The following is a 24,680-nucleotide window of genomic DNA, read 5'->3' as shown; positions in this document are numbered from 1 at the left end:
CATGGACGCAGACAATCTCTCATTCCCGCCGGGCGCGGTGCTGGGGCATTACGACCTGCCCATGTGGCGAAGCATCGCCGGCCGTGCGATGGAGCTGCCGTGCTGCACCGATTGCGGCCGCTTCCACTATCCGCCGGGACCGTCGTGCCCGCATTGCCTGTCGCCTTCGCTGGTCTGGAAGCCGCTGTCGGGCAAGGGCGAAATCATCTCGTGGGTGCGTTTCGAACGCACCTATCTCGAACGCTATCCCGCGCCCTACAAGGTGATCGCGGTGCGGCTGGCGGAGGGCCCCGTGATGATCTCCAATCCCGAGCCGCTCGACGAAGCCGCGTGCGCCATCGGCGCAACAGTGCGCCTCGTGTATGCCGAACTCGACGACCACACCGTCCTGCCGCGCTTCAGGCTCGAATGAGCGCGGCGCATGACCGACCGGCAATATAAATAATATCGGAGACCCATTGTGAACGATGCAGCGTTGTCACGCGCCACCGCCAAGGTCGAGCGCCGCCTCATTCCTTTCCTGATGCTCATCTTCCTCGTGTCGTTTCTCGATCGCGCCAACGTGGGCTTCGTGAAGGGCGACCTGCAGGTGTCGGTGGGGATTTCGGAGAGTGTGTTCGCGCTCGGCGCGGGCCTGTTCTTCGTGTCGTATGCGCTTTTCGAAGTGCCGAGCAACATCATGATGCATCGCTTCGGCGCGAAGATCTGGATCTCGCGCATCATGGTCACGTGGGGGCTCGCGAGCGCCGCGCTGATGTTCACGCAAGGGCCGGTGTCCTTCTATGTGTTCCGTCTGCTGCTCGGCGCCGCGGAAGCGGGACTGTTCCCCGCGGCCATCTATTACATGGGCTGCTGGTTCCCTGACGATTCGCGCGGCAAGGCCATCGGCTACTTCTTCGTCGCGGCGCCGCTGGCGCTCGTGGTAGGCGGACCGGTGTCGGGCGCGCTGCTCAATCTCGACGGCATGATGTCGCTCGCCGGCTGGCAGTGGATGTTCCTGATCGAAGGGCTGGCCGCATGCGTGGTCGGCGTATGGGCCTTCTTCTACATGGACGATGCTCCTGCGAAGGCCGCCTGGCTCAGCGACGAGGAACGCCGGGCGCTCGTCGACCGCCTCGCGCTCGAAGCGTCCACGAAGGCGCGCGAGGAAGCAGGCGGCAACTGGAAACAGGTGCTTGCCGACGGCAACGTGTGGCGCGGCGCCGTGTGCCACTTTTTCGGCCAGATGGCGTTCTATGGCGTGGTGTTCTATCTGCCGGCGCAGGTGGGCGCGCTGCTCGGCAAGACGATGGGTTTCGAGGTCGGCCTCGTGACGGCGATTCCGTGGACCATCGCGTGCATCGTCTGCATCTGGCTGCCCACGCTTGCCGACCGCATCCACCGGCATCGTGCGATCTGCATCGCGCTGTTCCTGATCGGCGGCGTTGCCCTGGCGCTCACCGCCTATGGCGCGCCGGTATTGCGGATGGTTTCCATGTGCGTGTCGTGTGCAGCGCTGCTCACGGTGTGTTCGATCTACTGGACCTTCCTGCCCCGTTGTCTTGCGGGCGGCGCGGCGGCGCTCGGCATCGGCTTCGCGAGTTCGCTCGGCATCGTCGGGGCATTCATCGCGCCGAATCTGCGCACCTGGGTGGCGCAAAGCATGGGCTCGCCGGTGTATGGGCTGTTCGCCATCGCGCTGGCCGCGATCGTCGGCGCCCTGGTCGTCTCGACGATGCGCTGGCCCGTGAACGGCGAACGCCGCCGTCCCGCGATGCAGAACATGCCGTCGGCGCAACCCGTCTTCGAGAAGATCGGCGACTGAACCTCACATCAAACGGAGAAGCATTCGATGTCACGAAGTTTCGAAGCGATCAACTATGCGCGCTTTCGCCGCTACATCACCAACAGCGTGCTGGAAGAACTGCACGCGGGCATGCGCTGGAGCGAAGGCCCCGTATGGTTCGCCGATACGCAAACGCTGTTGTTCGTCGATATCCCGTCGAGCCGCATTCATCGCTGGGTGGAGGGACAGGGCGTCTCGACGTTGCGCGAGCCGTCGAATCATGCGAACGGCATGACGCGCGACCGGCAAGGCCGGCTCGTGACCTGCGAGAGCGGCACGCGCCGCGTGACGCGCACCGAGCTGAACGGCGCCGTCACCGTCATCGCGGACCGCTATCAGGGCAAGCGTCTCAATTCACCGAACGATGTCGTCGTGAAGTCGGATGGTTCGATCTGGTTCACGGATCCCGACTACGGCATCCTGAGCGACTACACCGGCGATCGCGCGGAGAGCGAGATCGGCGCATGCAATGTATATCGCTGGGATCCCTCGACGCATGAACTGACGCTCGCGTGCGAGGGCTTGTCGAAGCCGAACGGACTGGCCTTCTCGCACGACGAGGCGTACCTGTACGTCGCCGATAGCGGCCGCACGCACGATCCGCAGGGCGAGCACGCGATCTACCGCTTCGAACTGGACAGCACGGGCAAGCCCGGACGGCGCAGCGTGTTCTTTTCGGTGGAGAAAGGCGTGCCGGACGGGCTGCGCGTCGATGGGGACGGCAACGTATGGACCAGCTCCGTCTCCGATGAAGGCGTGATGTGCATCGCGCCGGACGGCGAACTGATCGGCCGCATCCATGTCCCTGAGCCCGTATCCAATTTATGTTTTGGCGGGCCGAAGCTCAACCGGCTGTTCATCACGGCGGGGCCGCGCCTGTTCTCGATCTACACCGGAACGCGTGGCGTGCCGGTCCTCTGAACGCATGCGCGCGCCTTTCATGCGGTGCGCATTCTCGAACTGGAGCAGCGATGCAAGCAAACAAGACGGGATATCAGCATTACATCGGCGGACGTTTCATCGATGCTCAGGAAGCGCTCGATGTCATCAATCCGGCCTCGGGGAAGGTGATCGGCAGCACGCCGGTGGCGAGCCGCGCGACCGTCGATGAAGCGGTGGCCGCCGCACGCGCCGCGCAACCGGCGTGGGCGAAGAGGCCGGCCATCGAGCGTGCAGGGCACGTGCGCCGGATTGCGGAGAAAGTGCGCGCAGATGCCGAGCGTCTTGCACGCATCATCAGCGAGGAGCAGGGCAAGACGCTCGCGCTGGCGAAGGTGGAAGTCGCCTTCACCGCCGACTATATGGACTATATGGCCGAATGGGCGCGGCGCATCGAAGGCGAGATCATCACGAGCGACCGGGCGGGCGAGCAGATCTTCCTGTTCCGCAAGCCGCTTGGTGTCGTCGCGGGCATTCTGCCGTGGAATTTTCCGTTCTTCCTGATCGCGCGGAAGATGGCGCCCGCGCTCGTCACCGGCAACACGATCGTCGTGAAGCCGAGCGAGGAGACGCCCATCAACTGCTTCGAGTTCGCGCGCCTGGTCGCGGAAACCGATCTGCCCGCAGGCGTGTTCAACGTGGTGGGCGGGGCCGGGGAGACCGGCGCCGCGCTCTCGGCGCATCCCGGCGTGAATCTCATCAGCTTCACAGGCAGCGTGGAGACCGGCTCGCGCATCATGGCGGCGGCTGCGGCGAACGTCACCAAGGTCAATCTCGAACTGGGCGGCAAGGCGCCCGCCATCGTGCTCGCCGACGCCGATCTCGATCTCGCCGTAACCGCCATCCGCAATTCGCGCGTCATCAACAGCGGGCAGGTGTGCAACTGCGCGGAGCGCGTCTATGTGCAGCGTTCCATCGCCGCGGCATTCACCGACAAAATGGCCGCCGCGATGAAACTCACGACATTCGGCGATCCGCTGCAGGACGAGAGCGTGGACATGGGGCCGCTGATCAATCGCGAGGGACTCGCGAAAGTCGACGCGATGGTCCGCTCGGCCGTGCAGGCGGGCGCGAAGGCCGTGACGGGCGGGGCGATCTTCGCCGACGGTCCCGGCTTCCACTACCTGCCGACCGTGCTCGCCAACTGCAGCGGCGACATGGGCGTGATGCGCGACGAGATCTTCGGCCCGGTGCTGCCGATCCAGATCATCGACGATCTCGACGAAGGCATTGCGCTCGCCAACGACACGAGCTACGGGCTGACGTCATCGGTCTATACGCGCGATCTGTCGGCGGCGATGAAGGCATGCCGCGAACTCGACTTCGGCGAGACCTACATCAACCGCGAGAACTTCGAGGCGATGCAGGGTTTTCATGCGGGCGTGCGCAAGTCCGGTATCGGCGGAGCGGATGGCAAGCACGGCCTGTATGAGTTCATGCATACGCATGTGGTGTACATGCAGGCCTGAGCGGCACATTTAGGACGATTCCAGGCCGGGCCCGGTTCGTTCCGGGCCTTTATATATTATAAAATTGCGCCAGTCCGCCGGATGGGACTGGCGTTTTCCATTCCGGCAATTTCAGCATCATCATGCAAGCGGCGGCGACAGCGGCAGCGGCGCATACGACGGACGTTCGGCCGAACGGGGAGCAGCAGACATGGCGTTTTTGACGAAACTGGATCAGGTGGCGGAGAAGCTGCGCGAGCAGATCATCGCGGGTGAATATGCGCGCGGCGAGAAGCTCAAGCAGGTCGAGATCGCCGAGCAACTGGGCGTGTCCGTCACGCCCGTGCGCGAGGCGCTCAAGGTCCTCGAGATGGAAGGCTACATCGTGAGCCAGCCGCATCGCGGGCTGTGCGTGCCCGAACTCGACTACGACCAGGCCGTCGAGATCTTCATGCTGCGTCTGCTGCTCGAACGCGAACTGACGCGCGCCGCCCTCGCCAACCTGACACTCGACGGATTGAAGGAACTGAAGGCAGCCGAGGCGGAGTTCGCGCGGCTGTCTAGATCCAAGGACATCTTCGCGGCGCGTGCCGCCAATGTGCGCTTCCATTTCCGCCTGTATGAAATGGCGGAGCGCCCACAGACGCTGCAGTTCGTGCGCGTGCTGTGGGCAAAGTATCCGTTCAACTATCAGGAACAGCAGTCGGTGCGCTTCAAGCAGATAGCGAGCGAGCACGACGAATTCCTCGAACACGCGGCCGCCGGTGACTTCGAGCGCGCCGTAGATGCCATGTGCCATCACATCGAAAGCGGCTGGAGCCGGGTCGGCTCGTTGATGCTGGAGCACAAGGAAGCGCGCTGAGCTTCACTTCTTCCCCGTGATTACCCTGTAAGCCACGGGTTTGGTTTGTCTCTCTACAAAATATAAATTATATTCGTACGCGGATGAACGCTCGTCCGTGGCGCATCGCGCCAGGCGAACGATGGCACGCTCGCGACCTACAACAAGGAGACAGAAGTGCGCTGGAAATCACGCTACTGGGTGTACCTGATGCTGTTCTCGCTGTGCGCGATCAACTATCTCGACCGCGTGGCGCTCTCGGTTTCGGCGGGCCACGTCAAGGCCGATCTCGGCCTCAACAACGTGCAGCTCGGCTATCTGTTCTCGTCGTTCCTGTGGGGCTACACGTTGTTCCTGATCCCTGTCGGCCTGATGGTGGATCGTTTCGGCGCGCGTATCGTCGCATCGACGAGCATGGCCGTCTGGTCGGCCGCCACGGCGCTGACCGGGGCGGCCTCGACACTGGCGGGCGTGGCGGCGGCGCGCATCGTGATGGGCATTGGCGAGGCATCGTGCTATCCAGCCGAGGCGCGCATCATCCGCGAATGGGTGCCGCGCCAGGAACGCGCGTCGGCGATGACCTTCGCGAACTCGGGCGCGTACTTCGGTCCGGCGCTGGGTGCGGTGGTGCTGGCGTGGCTCGTGTCCGCGGTCGGCTGGCGCTGGTCGTTCGCAATCTGCGGGGCGGTGGGCTTCGTGTGGCTTGCACTGTGGCTCAAGTATTTTCGCGAACCGGAAGCGGCTACCTGGCTGAGTGCTGAAGAGCGCGCGCTGATCTGCCGCGAGCGGGAAACCACGAGCCAGAGCAAGGCCGACGAAGCGCCCATCGGACTGCGCGGGCTGATGAAGAGTCCGACCATGTGGGGTCTCATGCTGACGCAAGGCACCGGCGCCTACACGCAATACCTCTTCCTGACCTGGCTGCCGAACTATCTGCAAACCGAACGCGGCATGACGTTGATGACGAGCGGCACCGCGATGGCCGCGCCGTACATCGGCTCAATGGTGATCTCGATTGCGCTCGGCCTGCTGAGCGACCGGCTGCTGACGGCGAGCGCCGTCGAAGCGGGCGGCAGGCGCCTGTTGCTCGGCGCGGTGATGCTCGGGGGCGCGGTCATTCTGCTGGTGCCGTTCGTGTCAAGCGTGGTGGTGATCCTGCTGCTCATCACGATCGCGCTCGGCAGCGTGTCGGGCGGGCTCGCACTCAACATGACGCTGCTGAGCGACTTGCTCAACTCGCGCAGCGACCTCGGCCGCGCGATGGGTCTGCAACTCGTCGGCGGCAATATATTCGGTTTCCTGGCCCCCATCGTCACCGGCTATGTCGTGTCGGCGACGGGCCATTTCGACGCGGCGTTCGCCGTCGCGGGCGGGCTGCTCGTGGTAGGCGCGCTGTCGTCGTGGCTGCTGACGCGTTCCCACATCGGCGCGCGTCGCGTGCCGGCTGCGGCCGCCGCGATGTCCGAACAGGTCGGAGGCTGACATGAGCGAGGCAAGCACGCACGCAACCGCAACGGAAGTCCGCCCCAACGCCCCGCACATCGCGATCCGTCCGGAATGGCTTGCGCAACATGTGGAGGATGCGCTGGAGCCGGCGCTTCCGATCATCGATGCGCATCATCATCTGTGGGAGTTGCCGGGGAAGATCTATCGCGCGGAGGATTTTGTCGGCGATCTGCATTCGGGCCACAACGTGAAAGCGACGGTATTCGTCGAATGTCACACGCACTATCGCAGCGACGGTCCGCCGGAATATGCGCCGCTCGGTGAAACCGAATTCGCGCTGGGCGAGGCACGACGGGCGCAGGCGGAAATGCAGACGCAGACGCGCGTGGCCGCGGCACAGGTGGGCAATGCGGATCTTGCGCTCGGCGCGGCCGTGGGACCGGTGCTCGACCGCATGATCGAGGTATCGGAGGGAAGGCTCAAAAGCATCCGCAACATCGCCGTATGGCATGCAGACCCGAATGTGCGCGCATCGGCCGCGACGCCCCCGCCGCGACTGCTGCTGCAACCCGCTTTCAACCAGGGCATGCGCGAACTCGCGGCGCGCTCGCTTGCCTTTGACGCATGGCTCGTGCATACGCAGCTCGCCGAATTGCGCGGGCTTGCCGAGGCGCATCCGTCGACGACGATCGTGCTGAATCATGTGGGCGGGCCGCTCGCTCTCGGGCCGTATCGCGGACATCGTGCGGAAGTGTTCGACGCGTGGCACAAGGAGATGGCCGCGCTCGCGGCCTATCCGCAGGTGCACGTGAAGCTGGGCGGATTCGGCATGGCGCTGTTCGGCTTCGACTTTCACACCACGGTCACGCCGCCGGATTCCGCGCGGGTCGCGGAGGCGATCCGGCCTTATGTCGAAACCTGCATCGAACTGTTTGGCCCGGCGCGTTGCATGTTCGAGAGCAATTTCCCGGTGGACAAGGGCTGCTTCAGCTATGGCGTGATCTGGAACGCATACAAGCGGATTGCTGCGGGCCTGGACGCGCGCGACAAGGCCTCCCTGTTCCACGATACCGCCGCGCGCGTCTATGGCATCGAATAGCGCCGCCGCCGATCAGCCCTTGCGCTCCATCCAGCTGACATGCGCGCTGACCACGCGCCAGCCTTCGGGCATCTTTACCCAGGTCTGGCTTTGCCGTCCGGTACGCGGCTCGCCATCGCGACGAAACTCGATGTTGGCTACGGCGAATGCATCGCCATAAGTCGTGACCACGCGCGCTGTCACCGTGCGCGCAAGACCCTTGCCCGGCCGCGCGGCGCGAAACGCGCGGATGGCGTCGTAGCCGTACAGGTTTTCCGCTGCGCCATAGCGCAGCGTGTGCGGCGAGTCGAAGAAGAGCAGGTCGAGCATGGCGACGTCGTTGCTGACGAGCGCCTGCTCATAGGCGTCGAAGGCCGCCTCGACTTCGGCGAGCACGTCCGGACGATTGATCTCCATCATGCCAGTGCAGCGTCGAATGATGGCGCCGGCGGGCAGTACGCAAGCTGCGCCGCTTCGAGCCGGCGCGCGGCCTCGAACGCGAGGTCCTCGCGCCACGGCGCCGCAATCAATTGCACAGCGATCGGCAGGCCGCTGGCCGTGCGCATCGGCACGGCGACGACCGGAAGGCCGAGACACGATACCGGCTGCGTCAGCAGGCCGAGATTGGCCCGCACCGCGAGCGTCTCGCCGTTGATCTCCATGAATTCGTCACCGATGCGCGGTGCAACCATCGGCGTGGCGGGCGCGATCAGCACGTCGTGATGCGCGAAGAGTTCGAGTACGCGCCGCCGCAAGACAGCACGCACGCGCTGCGCCTGTACGATCCACGCGGCCGGCAATAGAGCCCCGGCGATCAGCCGGTCGCGCGACAAAGGCTCACGTTCGTCATAACGCGCGCGCAGATTCCCCGCATGCAGCTGTCCGCCCTCCGCCGCTGTGATCAGGAACGCCGCGCCGCGTGCGGCATCGGCGTCGGGGAATTCGACGGTCTGCGCCGCGCCCAGCGCCTCGGCCGCGGCATGCGAGGCGGCGCGGGCATCGTCGTTTGCATGCTCGTCGAAGTAGCCGCCCAAATGCGCGACGCGCAACGCGCCCTGCGTCTTGCGCGCCGTCTCGAATGCGCGCGCGGCACAGGCGGGGTCGAGCGGATCGGCGAACTGCAAGGCGTCGTAGACGGCCGCGAGGTCGTCGGCGTTGCGCGCGAACGCACCCATATGGTCCAGGCTGGCGACGAACGGCCAGGCGCCATGCCGCGACAGGCGGCCATACGTGGGCTTCACGCCGAACACGCCGCACAGCGAAGCCGGCACGCGCACGGAGCCGTTCGTATCGGAGCCGAGCGTCACCGGCACGAAGCCCGCCGCGACCGCGGCCGCGCTGCCGCCGGACGAGCCGCCCGCCGAGCGCGTCAGATCGTGCGGATTGCGGCACGGTCCCGCATGATGATTCTCGGTCGTGAAGCCGTACGCGAACTCGTCCATGTTGAGCGCGCCGACCAGGATCGCGCCGTGTGCGGCAAGGCGCTTCACGAGGCTTGCATCGTGCGTGGCGGGCGCGGCGTCGGCCAGCACGCGCGATCCGGCGAGCGTCGTGAGACCTTCGATATCGAACAGGTTTTTTACAGCGAATGGCACGCCCGCAAGCGGCGGCAAGGGTTCGCCGCGCGCGCGGCATGCATCGAGCGCATCCGCTTCGGCGAGCGCCCGGTCGCGCGTGATCGCGGTGAACGCATTGACATGCGGATTACCGGCATCGATGCGCGCGAGCGTCGCTTCGATCAGATCGCGCGCACTGAACGCGCCGTCCGCATAAGCGCGCGCGATGGCGAGCGCACCGTCGGGAAAGGGCTCCCGCGCGTTCATGGGCGATACACCGGCGCGGCTTCGTCGCCGGCTTCGAGGGGATAGGCGAGCACCGGTGCGGCGAGTTGCGCAATCCGCATGAGCTGGGCCTTCACGCGCAGGGCGGCTTCACCGGAGAGCGCGGGAAAGTGCAGGGCGAGCGCGGCATCGGCGTAAGCGTCGAGGGCGTCGTTCGAGTCAGGAAGCATCAGGGAATGGCTCAAGGAAAAATGGAAAGACAAGCGTGTTCGTTCAACCCCTGCGTTTCGAGATCGTCCGGACGATCAGCAAGCCGCCGATCATCACCGCCAGCGACAGCAACGTGGTCATCGTGCCGAGCGCATAGATCACCGGCGTGGTGACCGAGGTCGTCAGGCCCTGCAATTCGAGCGGCAACGTATTCTGATCGCCGATGGCCTGCGAGGTGCGCGCAATCTCGTCCCACGAGAGCGTGAAGCCGAACATGCCGACGCCGATCACCGAAGGCCCGATGATCGGCAGCACCACATGCTTGAAGGATTGCCACGGGGAGGCGCCAAGGTCGCGCGCGGCCTCTTCGTAGGCAGGGTTGAAACGGTTGAACACGGCGAACATCACGAGCAGGCCGAACGGCAAGGTCCAGGTGAGATGCGCGCCGAGCGCCGACGTGTAGAGGCCCATCGAGGTGGTCCAGTTGTCGGCGAAGGATTCGAAGCCCCATGCGTTCGCGAGATATTTGATGCACGTATCGAGCAGCCGGAACGTGAGGCCGATCCCCAGCGAGACGATGATCGACGGCATGATCAAGCTCGCCACCGATATATAAAATACCGCCGTATCGCCGCGAAAACGCCGTCTGAACGCGAGCCCGGCGGTCACGGAGAACAGCACGGTGAGCACGGTCACGGCGAGCGCCAGCTTCACCGAGCGGCCGAATGCGGCCCAGATGTCGATGTCGCCCACGCCGTCGCGCAGAGCGGCGAACCAGTGCAGCGAGACGCCGCGCATCGGAAAGGTCAGGCCGCCTTCCGGTCCCTGGAAGGACAGGATGAAGATGGTGATGACGGGCCCATAGAGGAACAGCACGAAGAGCCCGAAGACCAGCGCGAGCCAGTAGAAGCTCGCCGGCCGATGTTCTCGATGCATGATGGCGCCCGCCATGTCACAGCTCCTTTCGGATATCGACCACGCGCGTCAGCGCCCACACGATCATCAGCACCACCGCCAGCAGGATGATCGCGTTGGCGGCGGCAGCGGGGAACTGCAGATAGCCTGTCTGCACCTGGATGATCTTGCCGACCGAGGCGATCTGCTGTCCGCCCATCACGCCGACCGTGAGAAAGTCGCCCATCACGATGGTGATGACGAAGATCGAGCCGATCACGATGCCGGTCTTCGAAAGCGGCAGCACCACGTCGCGGATCACCTGCCAGCCATTCGCGCCGCCGTCGCGCGCGGCTTCGAGCAGGGAGCGGTCGATCCGCATCATCGCGTTGAAGATCGGCACGATCATGAAGAACGTGTACAGGTGCACGAAGGCGAGCACCACGGAGAAGTTCGAATACAGCAGCCAGTCCAGCGGCCGCTCGACCAGATGAGCCGAAAGCAGCGCCTGGTTCACGAGGCCGTTGCGCCCGAGAAGGGGGATCCACGAGATCATGCGGATCACGTTGGAGGTCCAGAACGGAATCGTGCAGACGAGGAACAGCACGGTCTGCATCGCCGTGGTGCGCACATGAAAGGCGAGGAAGTAGGCGATCGTGAAGCCGAGCAGCAGCGTCACGGCCCATACGATCGCGCAGAACCGCAGCGTGGACCAGTAGGTCTTGAAGGTCACGCAGACGTCGGTGAGCGAGCCGCAGCCGTCGAATATCGCCGCATAGTTCTTCAGCGTGAACGCGGGGATGATCTGATACTCGTTGAAGTCCCAGAAGCTCACGATCAACGTGATGACCAGCGGCACGATGAAGAACAGCACGAAGGTCAGCGTGAGCGGCGTGGCCTGGAGCCATGCGCTCACGCGCCGGTGACGCACCGGCGCCGGCTTCGACTGCGGGAGATAGTCGACAGAAGCCATCTTTAACGGCGCTCCTTCAGGCAGCGATGAACTCGTTCCACTTCTGGACCATGTAGATGTTCTCGTCCATCACGGCATTCCAGCAGGCAATGGCGCTCATGCGCTGGGTGTACGAGCCGCCGTCGCGCACAGTGCCGGCCTTCTCGAGCAACTGGCCGTCGGGCGCCTTGATGTCCTGCGCGGCGGGCTTGCCTTCCATCCAGTAGTCCCACTCGTAAGCCTGCATGTGGGTCTTCGCCGTGTCCGTCACGCCGGGATAGTAGCCCTGGCGCATCAGGTACGCGCCTGCCCAGCCGTCCTGGAACCAGTTGACGAACTCATATGCCGCATCGAGCTTCTTCCCTTGCAGGGAACGCGGAAAGCCGAAGCCCGATGCCCATGAACGGTAACCTTCCTTGAGCGGCTGGAACTTGCACGCGATGCCCATCGTGCGGACCTTGGTGACGGCGGGCGACCACATCGACTGGATCACGACTTCGCCCGAGGCCATCAGGTTCACGCTCTCGTTGAAGTCGCGCCAGAAGGCGCGGAACTGGCCTGCGCGCTTGGCCTCGATCAATACCTTGATGGTCTGGTCGATCTCGGCCTTCGTCATGTTGCCCTTGTCGCCGTACTTCACCTGGCCCATGGCCTCGATGGCCATCGCCGCGTCCATGATGCCGATCGCCGGAATGTTGAGCAGCGCGGCCTTGCCCTTGAACTGCGGGTTGAGCAGGTCGGCCCAGGTGCTCACCGGACGCGAGATCAGGTCCGGACGGATGCCGAGCGTGTCCGCGTTGTAGGTGGTGGGAATGAGCGTCATCCATTCGGTGGGCGTCGCGCTGAACTCGGTCGAGCGTGCGCCCTTCAAGAACATCACCTTCTTCGGCGCGGTGCCCTGGTCGCCGATCTTCTTGCCGTTCACCTCGCCCTTGGTGAGCACGGGCGTGATCTTGTCGGCGAGCTTGATGCGTTTCGCATCCATGCCCGCCAGCGTGCCGGCCGGAATCAGTTTCTTCAGCGCGAAGTATTCGGTATCGACGATATCGAAGGAATTGGGTTGCGTGATGATGCGCTTGGTGACGTCGTCGGTCGTGACCGGGATGTACTGGATCTCGATGCCCGTATCTTCCTTGAACTTCTTCGCGATCTCCGCGCTCTGGTTCACGGCCGTGCCGAGATAGCGCAGCGTGATCTTTTCCTGCGCATGCACATAGGGGAAGCCGGCAATGCCCGCCGCCGCCACCGCGCCCTTGATGAACGTGCGTCGTGAAATGCCCGTGCTCGTGCCGTTGTCTTCGCAAGCCTTGGCTTGATCGTCGTTCATTGGACTCTCCTCGAATCTGATTTGTGAAGGGCGGGTTTCATGCAGCAAGCGGATGCGCGTTCTGTTCGTCCCACCACACGGTCACGCGCGCGCCGGGGCCGGCGCGCTGCGGATCGTAGTCGGCGTCGCTCACGACCGAGACCAGTTCGGGCGAGCCGTCGAGCGGATCGAGCGTCATGCGCAGATGCGTGCCCTGATACTCGGCCTCGCGTACCGTGCAGGCCAGTCCGCCGATGCGCGACAGTCCGCTCTCGCTTGCGCTCGTGCCGGGCACGCTGCCTTGCGGCGCGATGCGCAGATGATCCGCGCGCACCGTGAAGAGCCGGCCGTGCGTGCCGAGCACGTTATGGCCGCCGAGAAAGCGCGCGACGAATTCCGTGCGCGGCCGATTGAAGACGTCGAACGGCGTGCCGCTCTGTTCGATATGACCGTGACTCATCACGACGACGAGATCGGCCAGCGCCATGGCTTCTTCCTGCGAATGCGTGACATGCACGAAGGTGATGCCCAGTTCCTTCTGCCAGCGTTTGAGTTCGGCGCGCATCTGCACGCGCAGGAATGGATCGAGTGCGGAAAGGGGTTCGTCGAGCAACAGGCAGCGCGGTTCGTTGAGCAGCGCACGCGCAAGCGCGACGCGCTGCTGCTGGCCGCCTGAAAGCTGTGCGGGCTTGCGCTCCGCATAAGGCGACATCGCGACGAGGTCGAGCAGTTCGCCCGCCCGCTTCCTGCGCGCTTCCTTCGCGACGCCGCGCACCTTGAGGCTGAAGGCGACGTTGTCGAGCGCGGAGAGATGCGGAAACAGCGCATAGCTCTGGAACACCATCGCCGTGCCGCGTGCGACGGGCTGCTCGCGCGTGACATTGCGCCCGCCGATCAGCACGTCGCCCTCGGAGAGCCATTCATGGCCCGCGATCATGCGCAGCGTCGAGGTCTTGCCGCATCCGGATGGACCGAGCAGGCAGCAGTACGCACCGCCGGGAATGCGCAAGTCGATGGCATCGACGGCGAGCGCATCGCCATAGCGCTTCGTCACGTGGACGAGTTCGATATCGGCGGGGCTTGCGTGAACCACGGTGGATGCCGGCTGAACCATGAAGGCCTGTCCTGAGTAAGAACGCGTAAAGGATGCAGCGCGCAAGCCATTGCAAGACATATGCCATTTGCGTTGCGCGGCACCATCAAGTCCTGAGGGGCGATGCCCCGCGACGCATGCTCGATAAAGCGTGTCGACGAATTGGCGCGCATATTGCACACGATTTCGTGGCGCGATCGTCGGCACGCAAGCGTGACCAGCGTGTGCGATCGAGGTGCGGATAACGTCCGCAATGGGGCATGACCTGACCAAACCGGTTCATACGGACCTGACATGAACGACTTCGAACCGTTGCAGACGCATGGGCGCTTCGGCTATCGCCCGATCCACGATGGCGATGGATATCGCTGGCCCAACGGGGCAAGTCTCGCCGTCTATCTCGGCTTCAACCTGGAGCACTTCGCGTTCGGGGAAGGACTCGGCGCGGCGATCGGGCCGCTGTCGCCGCAACCCGACGTGCTCAACTACAGCTGGCGCGAGTACGGCAACCGCGTGGGCGCATGGCGTTGCATCGAACTGTTCGATGCGCTCGACATGCCCGCGGGCACGCTCATCAATACCTCGCTCTACGATCACTGCCCCGAGCTGATCGAAGCCTGCGCCGCGCGCGGCGACGAGCTGATCGCGCATGGACACACGAATGCGCATCGCCAGAGCGATCTCGACGAAGCCGGCGAACGCGCGCTGCTCGCGCATTGCCGCGCGCGCATGGCCGAGCGCTCGGGCGTCGCGCCAAGCGGATGGCTCTCGCCATGGATCTCCGAATCGCGCCGCACGCCTGACCTGCTCGCGGAGACCGGCTATCGCTACACGCTCAACTGGTGTCACGATGACCGCCCGGTGCGCATGGACACGCGCGGCGGTCCGCTGTGGTCCATTCCCTATCCGCAGGAGCTCAACGATCTGCCGATGATCATGGCGCGGCAGATGGACATGCGCGACTTCGCCGACATGATCGTCGACCAGTTCGACGAGATGCTCGAACAGACGCAACGCGCGCGCGAGCCGCAGGCGCTGGTGATGGGCATCGCACTGCATCCGTATGTCGTGGGGCAGCCGTATCGGTTGCGGCATCTGCGGCGCGCACTCGCGCATATCGTGTCGGCACGGCAGGACATCTGGGTCACGACGCCCGGTGCGATCGCACAACACGTCGGCACAGTGGTCCCGCGCATGGCGTCCGTTGCATGAAGCCGCGCGAAGCCAGCGCCGACGCGCGCATCTATCGCTCGATCTTCGAAGGCGTGCTGAGCCGCAAGCTCACGCCCGGCACGAAGCTGCCCGAGCCGGAACTCTGCGCGCTGTTCGGCGTGGGCCGCGCGGTGGTGCGGCGTGCGCTCGAAAAGCTCGCCTACGACGGTATCGTGGTCCTGCGGCCGAACAAGGGCGCGGTGATCGCGCAGCCGACGCGCGAGGAAACCCGCGCAATCTTCGAGGCGCGCCGCGGCGTGGAGCGCGCGCTCGTCGAACTCGCCGCGCAGCGCGCGACGCCCGCCGACATCGCCACGCTGCGCGAGCAGTTGCACCAGGAGCACGAAGCCATGCATCGCTTCGATCAGCCTTCATGGGCGCGGCTCGCGAGCACCTTTCATCTGCGCATCGCGGCGCTTGCCGGCAATGCGATCCTCGAACACTATCTGACGGAGCTGGTGTCGCGCTGTTCGCTGATCGTCGGCGCGTACGAGTCGGCGGGTCATGCGCCCTGTGAACACGACGAACACACTGCTATCCTCGATTGTCTCGAAGCCCGCGATACCGAAGGCGCCATTGCTCACATGAGCGCGCATCTGCGCGCGCTGGAGGCGCGTATCGAGACCTCGCGCATGCCGGGCGCCAAGGGACTCGCGCACCTGCTCGGCATCGATCCCGCATAACGAACCGCAGTGGAACGACATGGAAATCGACTTCGAAGCGATCACCGAATATCAGCGCTACAAGCTGATGGCGAGCCTCATCGTGCCGCGCCCCATCGCGCTCGTGACGACGCTCGGCCCGGACGGCACCGTGAATGCCGCGCCGTTCTCGATGTTCAACATGCTGGGCGAGGAGCCGCCCATCGTGATGCTCAGCATCAACCGGCTGGCGGACGGCACGTTGAAGGACACCGCGGTGAACATTCCGCGCGAGAAGGAGTTCGTCGTGCATCTCGCCGACGAAGCCATCGCGCAGCAGATGCATCGCTGCGGCGAGCGCTTTGCCGCCGACATCTCCGAACTCGACGAAGTAGGCTTCACGGCTGTTGCTTCATCGCGCGTGAAGCCGCCGCGCATCGCGCAAGCGCCGGTCGCATTCGAATGCGAATTGTGGGAGACGCTGACGACCGCGAGCCGCCATATCTTCATCGGCAAGGTGCTGATGCTGCATGCGCGCGACGAACTCATCGATCTCGAATCATGGCGCGTGCGGCTGCAACATTATTTTCCAGTCGGCCGCTTCGGCGCGAGCGACTACATCACCACGCGCGATCGCTTCCAGATGTAAGGCCCGCGTGAGCGTGTGAAAGCGTGTCAGGCCTTGCCCGCGCCGCGCATCGGCAGGCCGTTCAGCAGCGCCTTCAGGTCGTCTATGTTGAAGGGCTTGGCGAGGATCGCGAAGCCCGTGCGCCGCGCCTGTTCGAGCTGATCCGCATAACCCGTCATCAGCGTGACGGGCTGCTTCGGGCGGCACGCCTTGATCCATTCGGCGAGCTTGATGCCGTCATACGCGCCGGGCATCTGGATGTCCGAGAGCACGAGATCGAATTCGTCGCCCGCTTCCAGCACACGCAGCGCCGCATCGCCCGAAGGTTCGTGACGCGCCTGCCAGCCCAGCACTTCGAGCACCGCGCACAGGCCCGCCGCGACTTCCTCGTTGTCCTCCACCAGCAGCACCGTCGACGAGGGCGCATCGCGCGTAACGTTTGCGACGGGCGGCGCGTCGGCGGGAGTGTCGTCGTCGCCGGTCCAGTGCGGCAGATAGATGACCACGGTCGTGCCATAACCCCATGCCGAGTCGAGCCGCGCGCCGCCGCCGGCCTGCTCGGCCATCGCCTGCACTTGCGCAAGCCCGAGCCCCGTGCCGGCACCCGCGCCCTTGGTCGTGAAGAGCGGCTCGAACGCATGCTTGGCGACCTCCGGCCGCATGCCGGTGCCGCTGTCCTTGCACGAGATCACGACGTACTCGCCGCCATCCAGTCCTTCCTGTCCGTCCAGATGACGCACGTTGCTGCACTGGATTTGTAAGGTGCCGCCGTTCGGCATCGCGTCCTTCGCATTGACGGCAATATTGATGAGCGCCGAGTTCAGTTCGGTGGCATCGACGCGCACGGGCCAGGTTGCTTCCGGCACGCGCGTGTGGACGCGGATCTTCTCGCCCACCGATGCATGGATCAGCGGCTCCGCTTCCGTCATCCAGCGGTCCAGATGAATGACCTGCATCTGCAAGGGCTGGCGGCGCGCCACGCTCATCAGCCGGCGCGCGAGTGCCTGCGCGTTGACCGACGCGCGCTCCACGGCGGTCACTTCCTTCTCGAGCCCGATGAAGCGCTTGCGCCGCGCGATCTCCATGTTCGACGTGACGACCATCAGCAGGTTGTTGAAGTCATGCGCGACATTGGCGACGAGATTGCCGAGCGCGCCCATGCGCTGCATGCGGCGCGTCGTGGCCTCGGCGCTGCGGCGGAGCGCCAGTTCGCCGCGCCAGTTGAGCCACGCCGCTTCTTCCGCACGCAGCCGCCGCAACGAGAAGCCGATCAGCATCCATACCGCGATGCACGGGATCAATGCGATGGACGCAATCGACACATCGTGCCGCCACCATGCGAGCCGTACATCGTGGATCGAAAAGCCCGCCGCCGCATACAGCGGAAAGCCGCCGACGCGCCGCCATGCGGAGAGTTTCTCGTCATTGTCGAGTGGCGAGACGTAGCGCATCAGGCCCTCGGTCTTTTGCAACGCGAAGGCATTTGCGAGCACGTCGTGGCGAGCGGGCGCATTGGGTGCGGTCGGGGCGGGGAAGCGCGCGAGCACGCCGCCGTCGGCGCGATGCAGGGCGAGCGTCAGCGCAGGTTCGTTCAACGAGAGCTGGCGATAGAAATCGATCAGCGTGTCACGCCGCAATGCAATCGAGATCTCGCCGAGAAAACGCCCGTCCTGCGCGAAGCGCGACGTGAGCGTGTTGATCATGTCGGTGTTCCTGATGCGGCCGCGTTCGGGCATCGACACATGAAACTTCGAACGCGTGTCGCGCGTGGCGATGAAGTCCTCGCGATCGCCGATCGACACGTCCGGCACCGGCAGGAAGCGGCTGCTGGCGAGGAGCTTGCCGTTGCTGTCGAGTACCGAGATGGCCGCGATCTGCGGATGACTCTCGACCAGATGTCCCAGCTTGTCTTGCAGTTCCGTCTGGCTGCGCGCGATGAAGTCCGCATCGCCGCTGCCGAGCATCTCCTCGACGCGCGAGATCAGTTCGCGATTGATGCTGAAGACGGTGTTCGCCTGTTGATCGATCACGCGCACGAGCCGTTGCAGCGACTCGCCGGTCTCGCTCAGCGCGCGTCCATAAGTGTAATAACCGTACAGCGCGAAGAAGGCGACCGGAATGGCGATGGACGCGGCGAGCGCGGCAAACAGGCGCCTGCGCGCGGCGCGAAAGTCGAGAGGCGGCAGTGCGGGGAGCGGCTCCGCGGTGCCGAAGCCGGAAAGTTCTTCTGGTTCTTCCATGAAGCCAGTGCAGGCAGGTACGTTCGACAGCATGAACCGGTGGGCTCGAAGCGTCGTCGATGTTAGCACGCGCGCCTCCATGCACCCGGCACGATCATGCGTTGAAATCAGCCGCGCGCCACGGCCGTCACGCCGGCTTGCGAGGCAACATCGTCGAGGCCCTTGAGGGTATCGGCGGGCAAATAAAGGCCTTGCTCCAGCTGTGTTGCCTGCGCGCGAACTTCCTTTTCGCCGGGATAGAAAATTTCGTCGACGCCTTCCGCGCGCCGCGCCGATTTCAAGGTCTCCACGTACCGCTCCATGCGGGCCTCGAAGGCATCGAGCGGCTGGAACGCGGCGATGTTCAGCGCGATCATCAGATGCCCCACGTTGCTGCGGCCGTCCGGTACATAAGGACCGCGCACGTCGTCGAGGAAGCCGCTGCCCGACAGCACGCCGGACAGCACGTCCACCATCGTGCCGATGGCATAGCCCTTGTGCCCGGCCATCGGCAGGATGAAGCCCTTGAGGCCTTCCACAGGGTCCGTGGTCGGCCGGCCACGCTCGTCGATGGCCCAGCCCGGCGGAATGGTCTCGCGCCGCAACTGCGCCAGCACGATCTTGCCGCGCGCGACGCCCGAGTTGGCCACGTCCATGACCATCGGCGGATAGCGGCCGGCGGGCGCGGCCACCGACCACGGATTGGTGCCGATCATCTTGCCAAGACCGCCCCAGGGCGCCATGTTCGGGCCGCCGTTGGTCATCGCGAGCATGATGCAGCCCGCTTCCGCGCCCATGCGCGTGAAGTACATGCACGTGCCGAAGTGATTCGAATGACGCACCGACACCGCGCCGATACCATGCGCCTTCGCGCGGCGGATTGCGTCGAGCGCGGCCGTCCGGGCGATGACGGGACCGATGCCGTCTTTGCCGTCCAGCACCGCGATCGCGCCGGCATCGACGGGAAAGGTGGGCTGCGTCACCGCTTTCATCGCGCCGGAACGCAGGCGCGCGTAGTACCAGCCGAGCCGCAGCACACCGTGCGACTGATGACCCCACAGGTCGGCCTGCACCATGGCATCGGCGGCGAGGAGCGCATCTTCGGGAGGCGCGCCCTCGGAACGGTAAACTTGCGAAACGAATGCGCGCAGCGCATCGGGATGCACGCGGACGGATGCGGCGTCGGTCATGGGCGAAGGTCTCCGTGGCGGTCGTTGGGGTGTCGGACACTCTTTAACAGGTTGAGCTTTCGTCCGCCCTGCATGGGCGCCGGGCCGCGCACGCGGGGTGCCGGCAGGCTGAGCGAAGCTTTCGCTTGCTGCGCTGCGTTTCGCCATGGTAGAAGCACCGCATCGATGCGCCGCAGAACGGCGCGCCATCAACGTGACAGGAGCATGCAGTGAGAAGGACCGCCGAAAACAAGCTCAAGGTGGTCGCAGTCCGGGTCGATCCGCAATTCGAACAACGGCTGCGACTCCTGGCAGAAGTGACGGGACGCAAGCAATCGTTCTTCCTCCAGCAGATGATCGAAAGCGGCATCGGCGCGCTGGAGGACACCTGGCTGCCGCCGGACGTGCTGGAACAAGTGCGCAGCGGCGCGTTGCCAACGCCGAAGGACAACCCCCCGACCGCCGATCTCTTCGGCACGGAGCACGCGGAGGAGACGGATTGAGGCCGGCTGAACGTGGAGGGATCGAGGCGCGCTTCGTCGCTAGCGGCGCAGTGGAAGGCGGCGGCGTGCTCGGCCGGGTCGTGTTCGGCGCGGTGAGCGGGGCGCCTCGTCTGGAAGACGGCGTGCCGACACTCCCCCTGCATATGATTGACGACGCCCGCGTCGCCTTCGCTGAAGTCTGGCGCACGGCCGGCGAAACGCGTTGCGGCAGGGAGAACGGTCTCGTCTACGGTCACGATGACGCGCTGCTCTTTTGCGCGGGCTTCATCCCGGCTGGCGCAGGCTATACGGAAACCGCGCGCCAGGCCTATGCCGATGCCTTCGCGCTGGTTCGCACGCTCGGCTTCCCGACGATCTTCCGCATGTGGAACTACATCCCGGATATCAATGGCGAGACTCCGGACGGGCTCGAGGTCTATCGCGATTTCTGCCGGGGACGCGCGCTCGCGTTCGAAGCAGAGGACGCGGGACATGCGGGCATGCCCGCGGCCACGGGCATCGGTACCTGGGGCGAGGGCGTCGGCTTCTATCTGCTCGCCTGCCGCGACGATGCCGCGCAGCACATCGAGAACACGCGGCAGATGCCCGCGTATCGCTATCCCGAGCGTTATGGTCCGAAGCCGCCGAGCTTCGCGCGCGCCACGTATCGGCACGGTGCGCTGTATGTGTCGGGCACGGCGAGCATTGTCGGACACGAAACCTTGCATGCAGGCGATCTGCTGAAACAGTGGGAGGTGGCGACGGACAACGTGGCGCATCTCGTCAGCGCGGGCAATCTCGCGGCGCACGGCGTGTCGGACGGCTACACGTTGCAGGATCTCGATCAGATCAAGGTCTACTACCGGCGCGCGGAGGATCTGCCGCAGGTGATGCAACTGGCGCGCGCGGCGTTTCATCCGCGCGCCGAGGTGCGCTTCCTCAAAGTCGATATCTGCCGGACGGATCTGCTCGTCGAGATCGAAGGGATCGCGAGGCGCCGCGGCTCACAGTGAAGCCGACTCGCGCAGCGTCTTGAGCAAGAGGCCATGCAGGCCATCGACCGCCTTCGAGCCGCGCGAATCGCGGCTGCGATAGACCGCGACCTGCATCGGCCCGAGCGGTCCCAGGCCTTCCTCGCTGCCGAGTATGCGCAGATGTCCGGGCGCGCTGCATTGCGTGAGCGCGGCCACGGCAAGGCCGCTGTCGACCGCCGCGATCTGTCCGGCGAGACTCGAGCTGTGATAGACCACCTTGTAGCGTCGTCCCTGCTGCGCCAGCGAATGTATCGCGCTTTGCCGCGCGAGGCTCGTGCTTTCATACACGGCGATCGGCAGCGGATCGCGCCGCCATAACTCGAACTGCGGCGCGCCGACCCAGACCATCGGCTCGTGAAACAGCAGCGTGCCGCGCCGCGCGTGATCGCGCGAAATCAGCGCGAGGTCCAGGTCGCCGCTTGCCACGCGCGGAATCAGCGAAGTTGACTGCTCGCACGACAACTCGATCTCCACGCCGCTATGGCGCGGCGCGAAACGCTTCAGCACGGGGGTGAGGTACTTCTCCGCGTAGTCGTCGGGCACGCCGAGGCGCACGCGTCCGGTCAGCTGCTCGCCTTGCAGCGCGACCTGAGCCTGCGCGTGCAAGTCGAGAATGCGGCGCGCGTAGCCGAGCAAGGTCTGACCGTCGTGGGTGAGTTCGAGCGTGCGCGCGCCGCGTTCGATGAGCCGCAACCCGAGCGCGCTTTCGAGCTTCTTGAGCTGCATGCTCACCGCCGATTGCGAGCGGTTGACCTCGCCGGCCGCGCTCGACAGCGAACCCGCATCGACCACTGCGACGAAGCACTTGAGCCAGTCGGTTTGCAGATCGCCTTGTTTCATCGTTTCGGCTACTTTCGATTTTCGAATGGATGCCAGATGAATTATGCGCTTTTCTGACAGGTCGATGCGGACCACACTGGCTGCATGAACACCAACCCGCAGATCCATTCCCCGATGGCCAGCTTTGCGAAGCCATCCGGCGCAGTCCCCTTCGTCTTCGGCTGTGTCTTGCTGGGCACGATCGGGCTCTTCGTGCATGAGGCGCACGCTGCTCCGCTGACGGCCACATGGTTTCGCTGCGTCTTCGGTCTGGCCGGCCTGACGCTCTGGCTCGCGCTGCGCGGTCAGACGCGCTTCCTGAGGCTTGGCAGACGAACGGGGCCGTGGGTTCTGACAGCTGGCTCGCTGATGGTGCTGAGCTGGGGCCTGTTCTTCACCGCCATCGAACACATTCCGACCGGCATGGCGATCGTGCTGTTCCATGTGCAACCGGTGTGGGTGCTGGCGCTCGGCGCGTTGTGCCTCGGTGAGCGCGTCGGCAGGCGGCGCGCCGGAGCGGTCGCGGTGGCGATGATCGGCCTCGTGCTCGCGACCGGCGTCATCGGGCACGGAGTGGACGGCGAAGGGTATTGGCTCGCGGTTGCATCGTGTCTGCTGGGCGCGTTCTGCATGGCCTGCGTGACGATCATCGCGCGCCGTCTGCGTGATCTGCCCGCCGGTACGCTTGCGTGGTGGCAATGCGCGATCGGCACGTTGACGCTGTGGATCTGGCCCATGCAGCACGGCTGGCCAGTATGGGGCGCGTCATGGCTCTGGCTCGCGGGGCTCGGCGTCATCCATACCAGCCTCGCCTATAGCTTGATGTACAGCGGCATGGCGCGGCTGCATACGGGACGCATCGCTGTTCTCCAGTTTGTTTATCCGGCGGTGGGCATCGTCGTCGACTGGCTGTTGCTGGATCAGCGTCTCGGTAGCGTGCAACTGGCAGGCGTGGTGTTGATGCTGATCGCGATCGGGCTTGCTGAACAGAAGCGTCGTCGCTTGAGCAACTAACTGTCCCCCGCGCATGCGCCTTTCGAATTGCATGCGCAGAGACGTTCGATATTCAGGCAAGCAGCGCAGGCATGCGATAACTCAAGCTTTCGCGTGTTGCTCGCGGCATTGCGCATTGAACACGCGCTTCGTGGAAGCCGGATTCTTCGCCAGCTTCGCAGCGGGACGTCGCGGACGCGAGACGAGTTCGCCGCCGCAGTTCGGACATGACCCGTTCAGCACATGATCCGCGCAGTCCTTGCAGAAGGTGCATTCGAACGAGCAGATGAGGGCATCGACGGCATCGGGAGGCAGGTCCTTGTCGCAGCATTCGCAGCCGGGGCGCAATTCGAGCATCGTGAGTCTCCTTGGGATCGACACGCAAGTGAACGCCATGCGCGCATGCGATGGCCGTCGCCGAATCATAATCGCTGACCTTCATCGGCCGAGCATTCCCGGCGCGCGGTCTTATCCGCGAATGCCGCGCACCTTCGCGTGATACTGCGCGGCGATCGTGCCGACATCGCTTGCTTCTTCGAACCCCGCACGCTTCGCCGGACGCATCTCGCCTTGCTCGCGCACCTTGCCCGGCGCGCATGCGAAGCGCTCCCGGAACGCGCGATTGAAGGTCTTCTCACTGCCGAAGCCCATCGCATACGCAATTTCCACGATGCGTTCGTGACGATGCCGCGGCGCGACCAGACGACGCATCGATTCGTCGAGCCGACGGTCGCGGATATGCCGCGCGACGCCGCCCGCCTGATCGAACAGGGCGTACAGCGCCGTGCGCGACACGCCCAGCGCGCCGCGCAGCGTGTCCGCGCCGAGCGTCGGATCGGAGAGGTTCTGCTCGATGTAGGACAAGGCCCGCGCACGCAGCATCGGCGCGAGCCGCGGATCGTCCTTCTTCACATCCAGACTCGTTTTCGGGATCAGGCACGCGCCGAGCAGTTCGAGTGTGGCTTCGGCGGCGAGCGCGGCCTGCGCGTCGTCCATGTCGGTCGCGAGTTTCGCCAGCGAGCAGAGATGCGCGGCAATCATTCCGCCGATCGGATCGTGCGCGTCCCAGCACGCGCCATGCAGCCGCGCGCCAGCCGGCATGCGTCGATCCAGCGCCGCGCGCGGAATGCTGAGCGTAAGCATCGGCGCATCGCGGGCAATGCCGACGTTTTCCACCGCCATGTCGCGGATCGCGATGCTGTTGACCGGCACGCGCTGCTCGCCATCGACGGATTCGGACGTCAGCGCGCCGCCCAGCAGGCAATGCAGCAGGTAGTGATCGACGCCGCTCGTCGCGATGCGCCGCCGCGTGCGCCGGAACTGGACTTCGTCGCCGGCGCCGTGATGCGTCATCAGCAGCGCGCCGCCCAAGTCCCAGGTGCGGATCGAGGCCCGGAACGGCACGCCGCGCGGCCGATGGATCTCGTACATCGGCTTGAGGCTCTCGCGCCAGATCTCCTCGGCGGCCTGGGCGTCGAGGAACGCACTGTCGAAGTAGAGCGGTTGCGGCATGGAAAAGGTCCGCGGCGGAGGGGCCGGGGTCTCGTTACGTATTGAATTCTTTCAGGTTTTCCGGGTTATCGGCGGTTTTAAGCTGGAGCTTAAGTGGCGCAGTGACTCTCAAAGCTCGGCGCAAGACAGCTCCGGACGATTTGGGAAGATTTTGCGGA

Annotated in this window: 25 protein-coding genes; 13 read left to right on the top strand and 12 right to left on the bottom strand. The window is 65.0% G+C overall.

What is annotated here, in order from left to right:
• Position 1 precedes the first annotated feature (1 nt).
• From QCE62_RS20075 to QCE62_RS20045, 7 genes are all read left to right on the top strand, one after another.
• Entirely contained in the window at positions 2 to 412 is a 411-nt protein-coding gene (locus QCE62_RS20075) for an OB-fold domain-containing protein (protein ID WP_309922245.1), read from the top strand.
• Positions 413 to 475: 63 nt separating this feature from the next.
• The gene (locus QCE62_RS20070; protein WP_309922243.1) at positions 476 to 1,804 is read left to right on the top strand and encodes an MFS transporter; all 1,329 of its coding nucleotides are present in this window, start codon (positions 476 to 478) and stop codon (positions 1,802 to 1,804) included.
• A 27-nt stretch (positions 1,805 to 1,831) separates the two neighbouring features.
• Positions 1,832 to 2,746 carry an SMP-30/gluconolactonase/LRE family protein gene (locus QCE62_RS20065; RefSeq protein ID WP_309922240.1) on the top strand — a complete coding sequence of 305 codons (915 nt, stop codon included), beginning with the start codon at positions 1,832 to 1,834 and terminating at the stop codon, positions 2,744 to 2,746.
• A 50-nt stretch (positions 2,747 to 2,796) separates the two neighbouring features.
• Positions 2,797 to 4,233, top strand: coding sequence for an aldehyde dehydrogenase (aldA, locus tag QCE62_RS20060; protein WP_309922237.1), 1,437 nt, complete (start codon positions 2,797 to 2,799; stop codon positions 4,231 to 4,233).
• 190 nt (positions 4,234 to 4,423) lie between these two features.
• The gene (locus QCE62_RS20055; protein ID WP_309922234.1) at positions 4,424 to 5,074 is read left to right on the top strand and encodes a GntR family transcriptional regulator; all 651 of its coding nucleotides are present in this window, start codon (positions 4,424 to 4,426) and stop codon (positions 5,072 to 5,074) included.
• A 156-nt stretch (positions 5,075 to 5,230) separates the two neighbouring features.
• Positions 5,231 to 6,535, top strand: coding sequence for an MFS transporter (locus QCE62_RS20050; protein WP_309922231.1), 1,305 nt, complete (start codon positions 5,231 to 5,233; stop codon positions 6,533 to 6,535).
• Between the two features lies 1 nt (position 6,536).
• Positions 6,537 to 7,598 (top strand): amidohydrolase family protein, encoded by a 1,062-nt coding sequence (locus QCE62_RS20045; protein WP_309922228.1) that lies wholly within the window; start codon positions 6,537 to 6,539, stop codon positions 7,596 to 7,598.
• 12 nt (positions 7,599 to 7,610) lie between these two features.
• Here the strand turns inward: QCE62_RS20045 and hpxZ are convergent, their stop codons facing one another.
• Genes hpxZ through QCE62_RS20010 form a run of 7 tightly spaced genes read right to left on the bottom strand, consistent with a single transcriptional unit; the run spans position 7,611 to position 13,834 of the window.
• On the bottom strand, positions 7,611 to 7,997 hold the full coding sequence (gene hpxZ / locus QCE62_RS20040; RefSeq protein ID WP_309922226.1) for an oxalurate catabolism protein HpxZ: 387 nt from the start codon (positions 7,995 to 7,997) through the stop codon (positions 7,611 to 7,613).
• Entirely contained in the window at positions 7,994 to 9,400 is a 1,407-nt protein-coding gene (locus tag QCE62_RS20035) for an AtzE family amidohydrolase (protein ID WP_309922224.1), read from the bottom strand. Before QCE62_RS20035 ends, hpxZ begins: the two co-directional genes overlap by 4 nt.
• Positions 9,397 to 9,588 (bottom strand): AtzG-like protein, encoded by a 192-nt coding sequence (locus QCE62_RS20030; RefSeq protein ID WP_309922220.1) that lies wholly within the window; start codon positions 9,586 to 9,588, stop codon positions 9,397 to 9,399. Before QCE62_RS20030 ends, QCE62_RS20035 begins: the two co-directional genes overlap by 4 nt.
• 43 nt (positions 9,589 to 9,631) lie before the next feature.
• Positions 9,632 to 10,519 (bottom strand): ABC transporter permease, encoded by an 888-nt coding sequence (locus QCE62_RS20025; protein ID WP_309922216.1) that lies wholly within the window; start codon positions 10,517 to 10,519, stop codon positions 9,632 to 9,634.
• Position 10,520: 1 nt separating this feature from the next.
• On the bottom strand, positions 10,521 to 11,435 hold the full coding sequence (locus QCE62_RS20020; protein WP_309922214.1) for an ABC transporter permease: 915 nt from the start codon (positions 11,433 to 11,435) through the stop codon (positions 10,521 to 10,523).
• Positions 11,436 to 11,451: 16 nt separating this feature from the next.
• Positions 11,452 to 12,741 carry an extracellular solute-binding protein gene (locus QCE62_RS20015; RefSeq protein WP_309922211.1) on the bottom strand — a complete coding sequence of 430 codons (1,290 nt, stop codon included), beginning with the start codon at positions 12,739 to 12,741 and terminating at the stop codon, positions 11,452 to 11,454.
• A 37-nt stretch (positions 12,742 to 12,778) separates the two neighbouring features.
• The gene (locus QCE62_RS20010; protein ID WP_309922207.1) at positions 12,779 to 13,834 is read right to left on the bottom strand and encodes an ABC transporter ATP-binding protein; all 1,056 of its coding nucleotides are present in this window, start codon (positions 13,832 to 13,834) and stop codon (positions 12,779 to 12,781) included.
• Between the two features lie 273 nt (positions 13,835 to 14,107).
• On the opposite strand from QCE62_RS20010, the gene QCE62_RS20005 reads away from it, so the two are divergent.
• From QCE62_RS20005 to QCE62_RS19995, 3 genes are read left to right on the top strand one after another with little or no spacing between them, the layout of a single operon-like run.
• Complete coding sequence (locus tag QCE62_RS20005; protein ID WP_309922205.1) at positions 14,108 to 15,025, top strand: polysaccharide deacetylase family protein; 918 nt, start codon at positions 14,108 to 14,110, stop codon at positions 15,023 to 15,025.
• Entirely contained in the window at positions 15,022 to 15,708 is a 687-nt protein-coding gene (locus QCE62_RS20000; protein WP_309922202.1) for a GntR family transcriptional regulator, read from the top strand. Before QCE62_RS20005 ends, QCE62_RS20000 begins: the two co-directional genes overlap by 4 nt.
• A gap of 19 nt (positions 15,709 to 15,727) precedes the next feature.
• Positions 15,728 to 16,315, top strand: a complete 588-nt coding sequence (locus QCE62_RS19995) for a flavin reductase family protein (RefSeq protein ID WP_309922199.1) — start codon at positions 15,728 to 15,730, stop codon at positions 16,313 to 16,315.
• 26 nt (positions 16,316 to 16,341) lie between these two features.
• On the opposite strand, the gene QCE62_RS19990 is transcribed toward QCE62_RS19995, so the two are convergent.
• A complete protein-coding gene (locus QCE62_RS19990) occupies positions 16,342 to 18,534 on the bottom strand; it encodes an ATP-binding protein (RefSeq protein WP_309922196.1) in 2,193 nt (730 codons plus the stop codon).
• Positions 18,535 to 18,641: 107 nt separating this feature from the next.
• Positions 18,642 to 19,703 carry an Ldh family oxidoreductase gene (locus QCE62_RS19985; RefSeq protein ID WP_309922193.1) on the bottom strand — a complete coding sequence of 354 codons (1,062 nt, stop codon included), beginning with the start codon at positions 19,701 to 19,703 and terminating at the stop codon, positions 18,642 to 18,644.
• 209 nt (positions 19,704 to 19,912) lie between these two features.
• Between QCE62_RS19985 and QCE62_RS19980 the strand changes: the two genes are divergently transcribed.
• The gene (locus tag QCE62_RS19980) at positions 19,913 to 20,185 is read left to right on the top strand and encodes a hypothetical protein (RefSeq protein WP_309922191.1); all 273 of its coding nucleotides are present in this window, start codon (positions 19,913 to 19,915) and stop codon (positions 20,183 to 20,185) included.
• The gene (locus QCE62_RS19975; protein WP_309922187.1) at positions 20,182 to 21,177 is read left to right on the top strand and encodes an FkbO/Hyg5 family chorismatase; all 996 of its coding nucleotides are present in this window, start codon (positions 20,182 to 20,184) and stop codon (positions 21,175 to 21,177) included. The genes QCE62_RS19980 and QCE62_RS19975 overlap by 4 nt, the downstream gene beginning before the upstream one ends.
• On the opposite strand, the gene QCE62_RS19970 is transcribed toward QCE62_RS19975, so the two are convergent.
• The gene (locus QCE62_RS19970; RefSeq protein ID WP_309922185.1) at positions 21,169 to 22,038 is read right to left on the bottom strand and encodes a LysR substrate-binding domain-containing protein; all 870 of its coding nucleotides are present in this window, start codon (positions 22,036 to 22,038) and stop codon (positions 21,169 to 21,171) included. The two genes, QCE62_RS19975 and QCE62_RS19970, sit on opposite strands and share 9 nt — an antisense overlap.
• An 84-nt stretch (positions 22,039 to 22,122) precedes the next feature.
• Here QCE62_RS19970 and QCE62_RS19965 point away from each other — a divergent pair, with 84 nt between their 5' ends.
• A complete protein-coding gene (locus QCE62_RS19965; RefSeq protein ID WP_309922183.1) occupies positions 22,123 to 23,031 on the top strand; it encodes a DMT family transporter in 909 nt (302 codons plus the stop codon).
• A gap of 81 nt (positions 23,032 to 23,112) precedes the next feature.
• Here QCE62_RS19965 and QCE62_RS19960 read toward each other — a convergent pair whose 3' ends face one another.
• On the bottom strand, positions 23,113 to 23,367 hold the full coding sequence (locus QCE62_RS19960) for a DUF1272 domain-containing protein (RefSeq protein ID WP_309922180.1): 255 nt from the start codon (positions 23,365 to 23,367) through the stop codon (positions 23,113 to 23,115).
• Positions 23,368 to 23,478: 111 nt separating this feature from the next.
• Positions 23,479 to 24,522 (bottom strand): helix-turn-helix domain-containing protein, encoded by a 1,044-nt coding sequence (locus QCE62_RS19955; RefSeq protein WP_309922177.1) that lies wholly within the window; start codon positions 24,520 to 24,522, stop codon positions 23,479 to 23,481.
• Positions 24,523 to 24,680 lie beyond the last annotated feature (158 nt).

This window comes from Caballeronia sp. LZ033, from assembly GCF_031451265.1.
Lineage (GTDB): Bacteria > Pseudomonadota > Gammaproteobacteria > Burkholderiales > Burkholderiaceae > Caballeronia.
The sequence above is the reverse complement of the archived record's forward strand: the minus strand, read 5'-3'. Positions and strand labels throughout refer to the sequence as shown.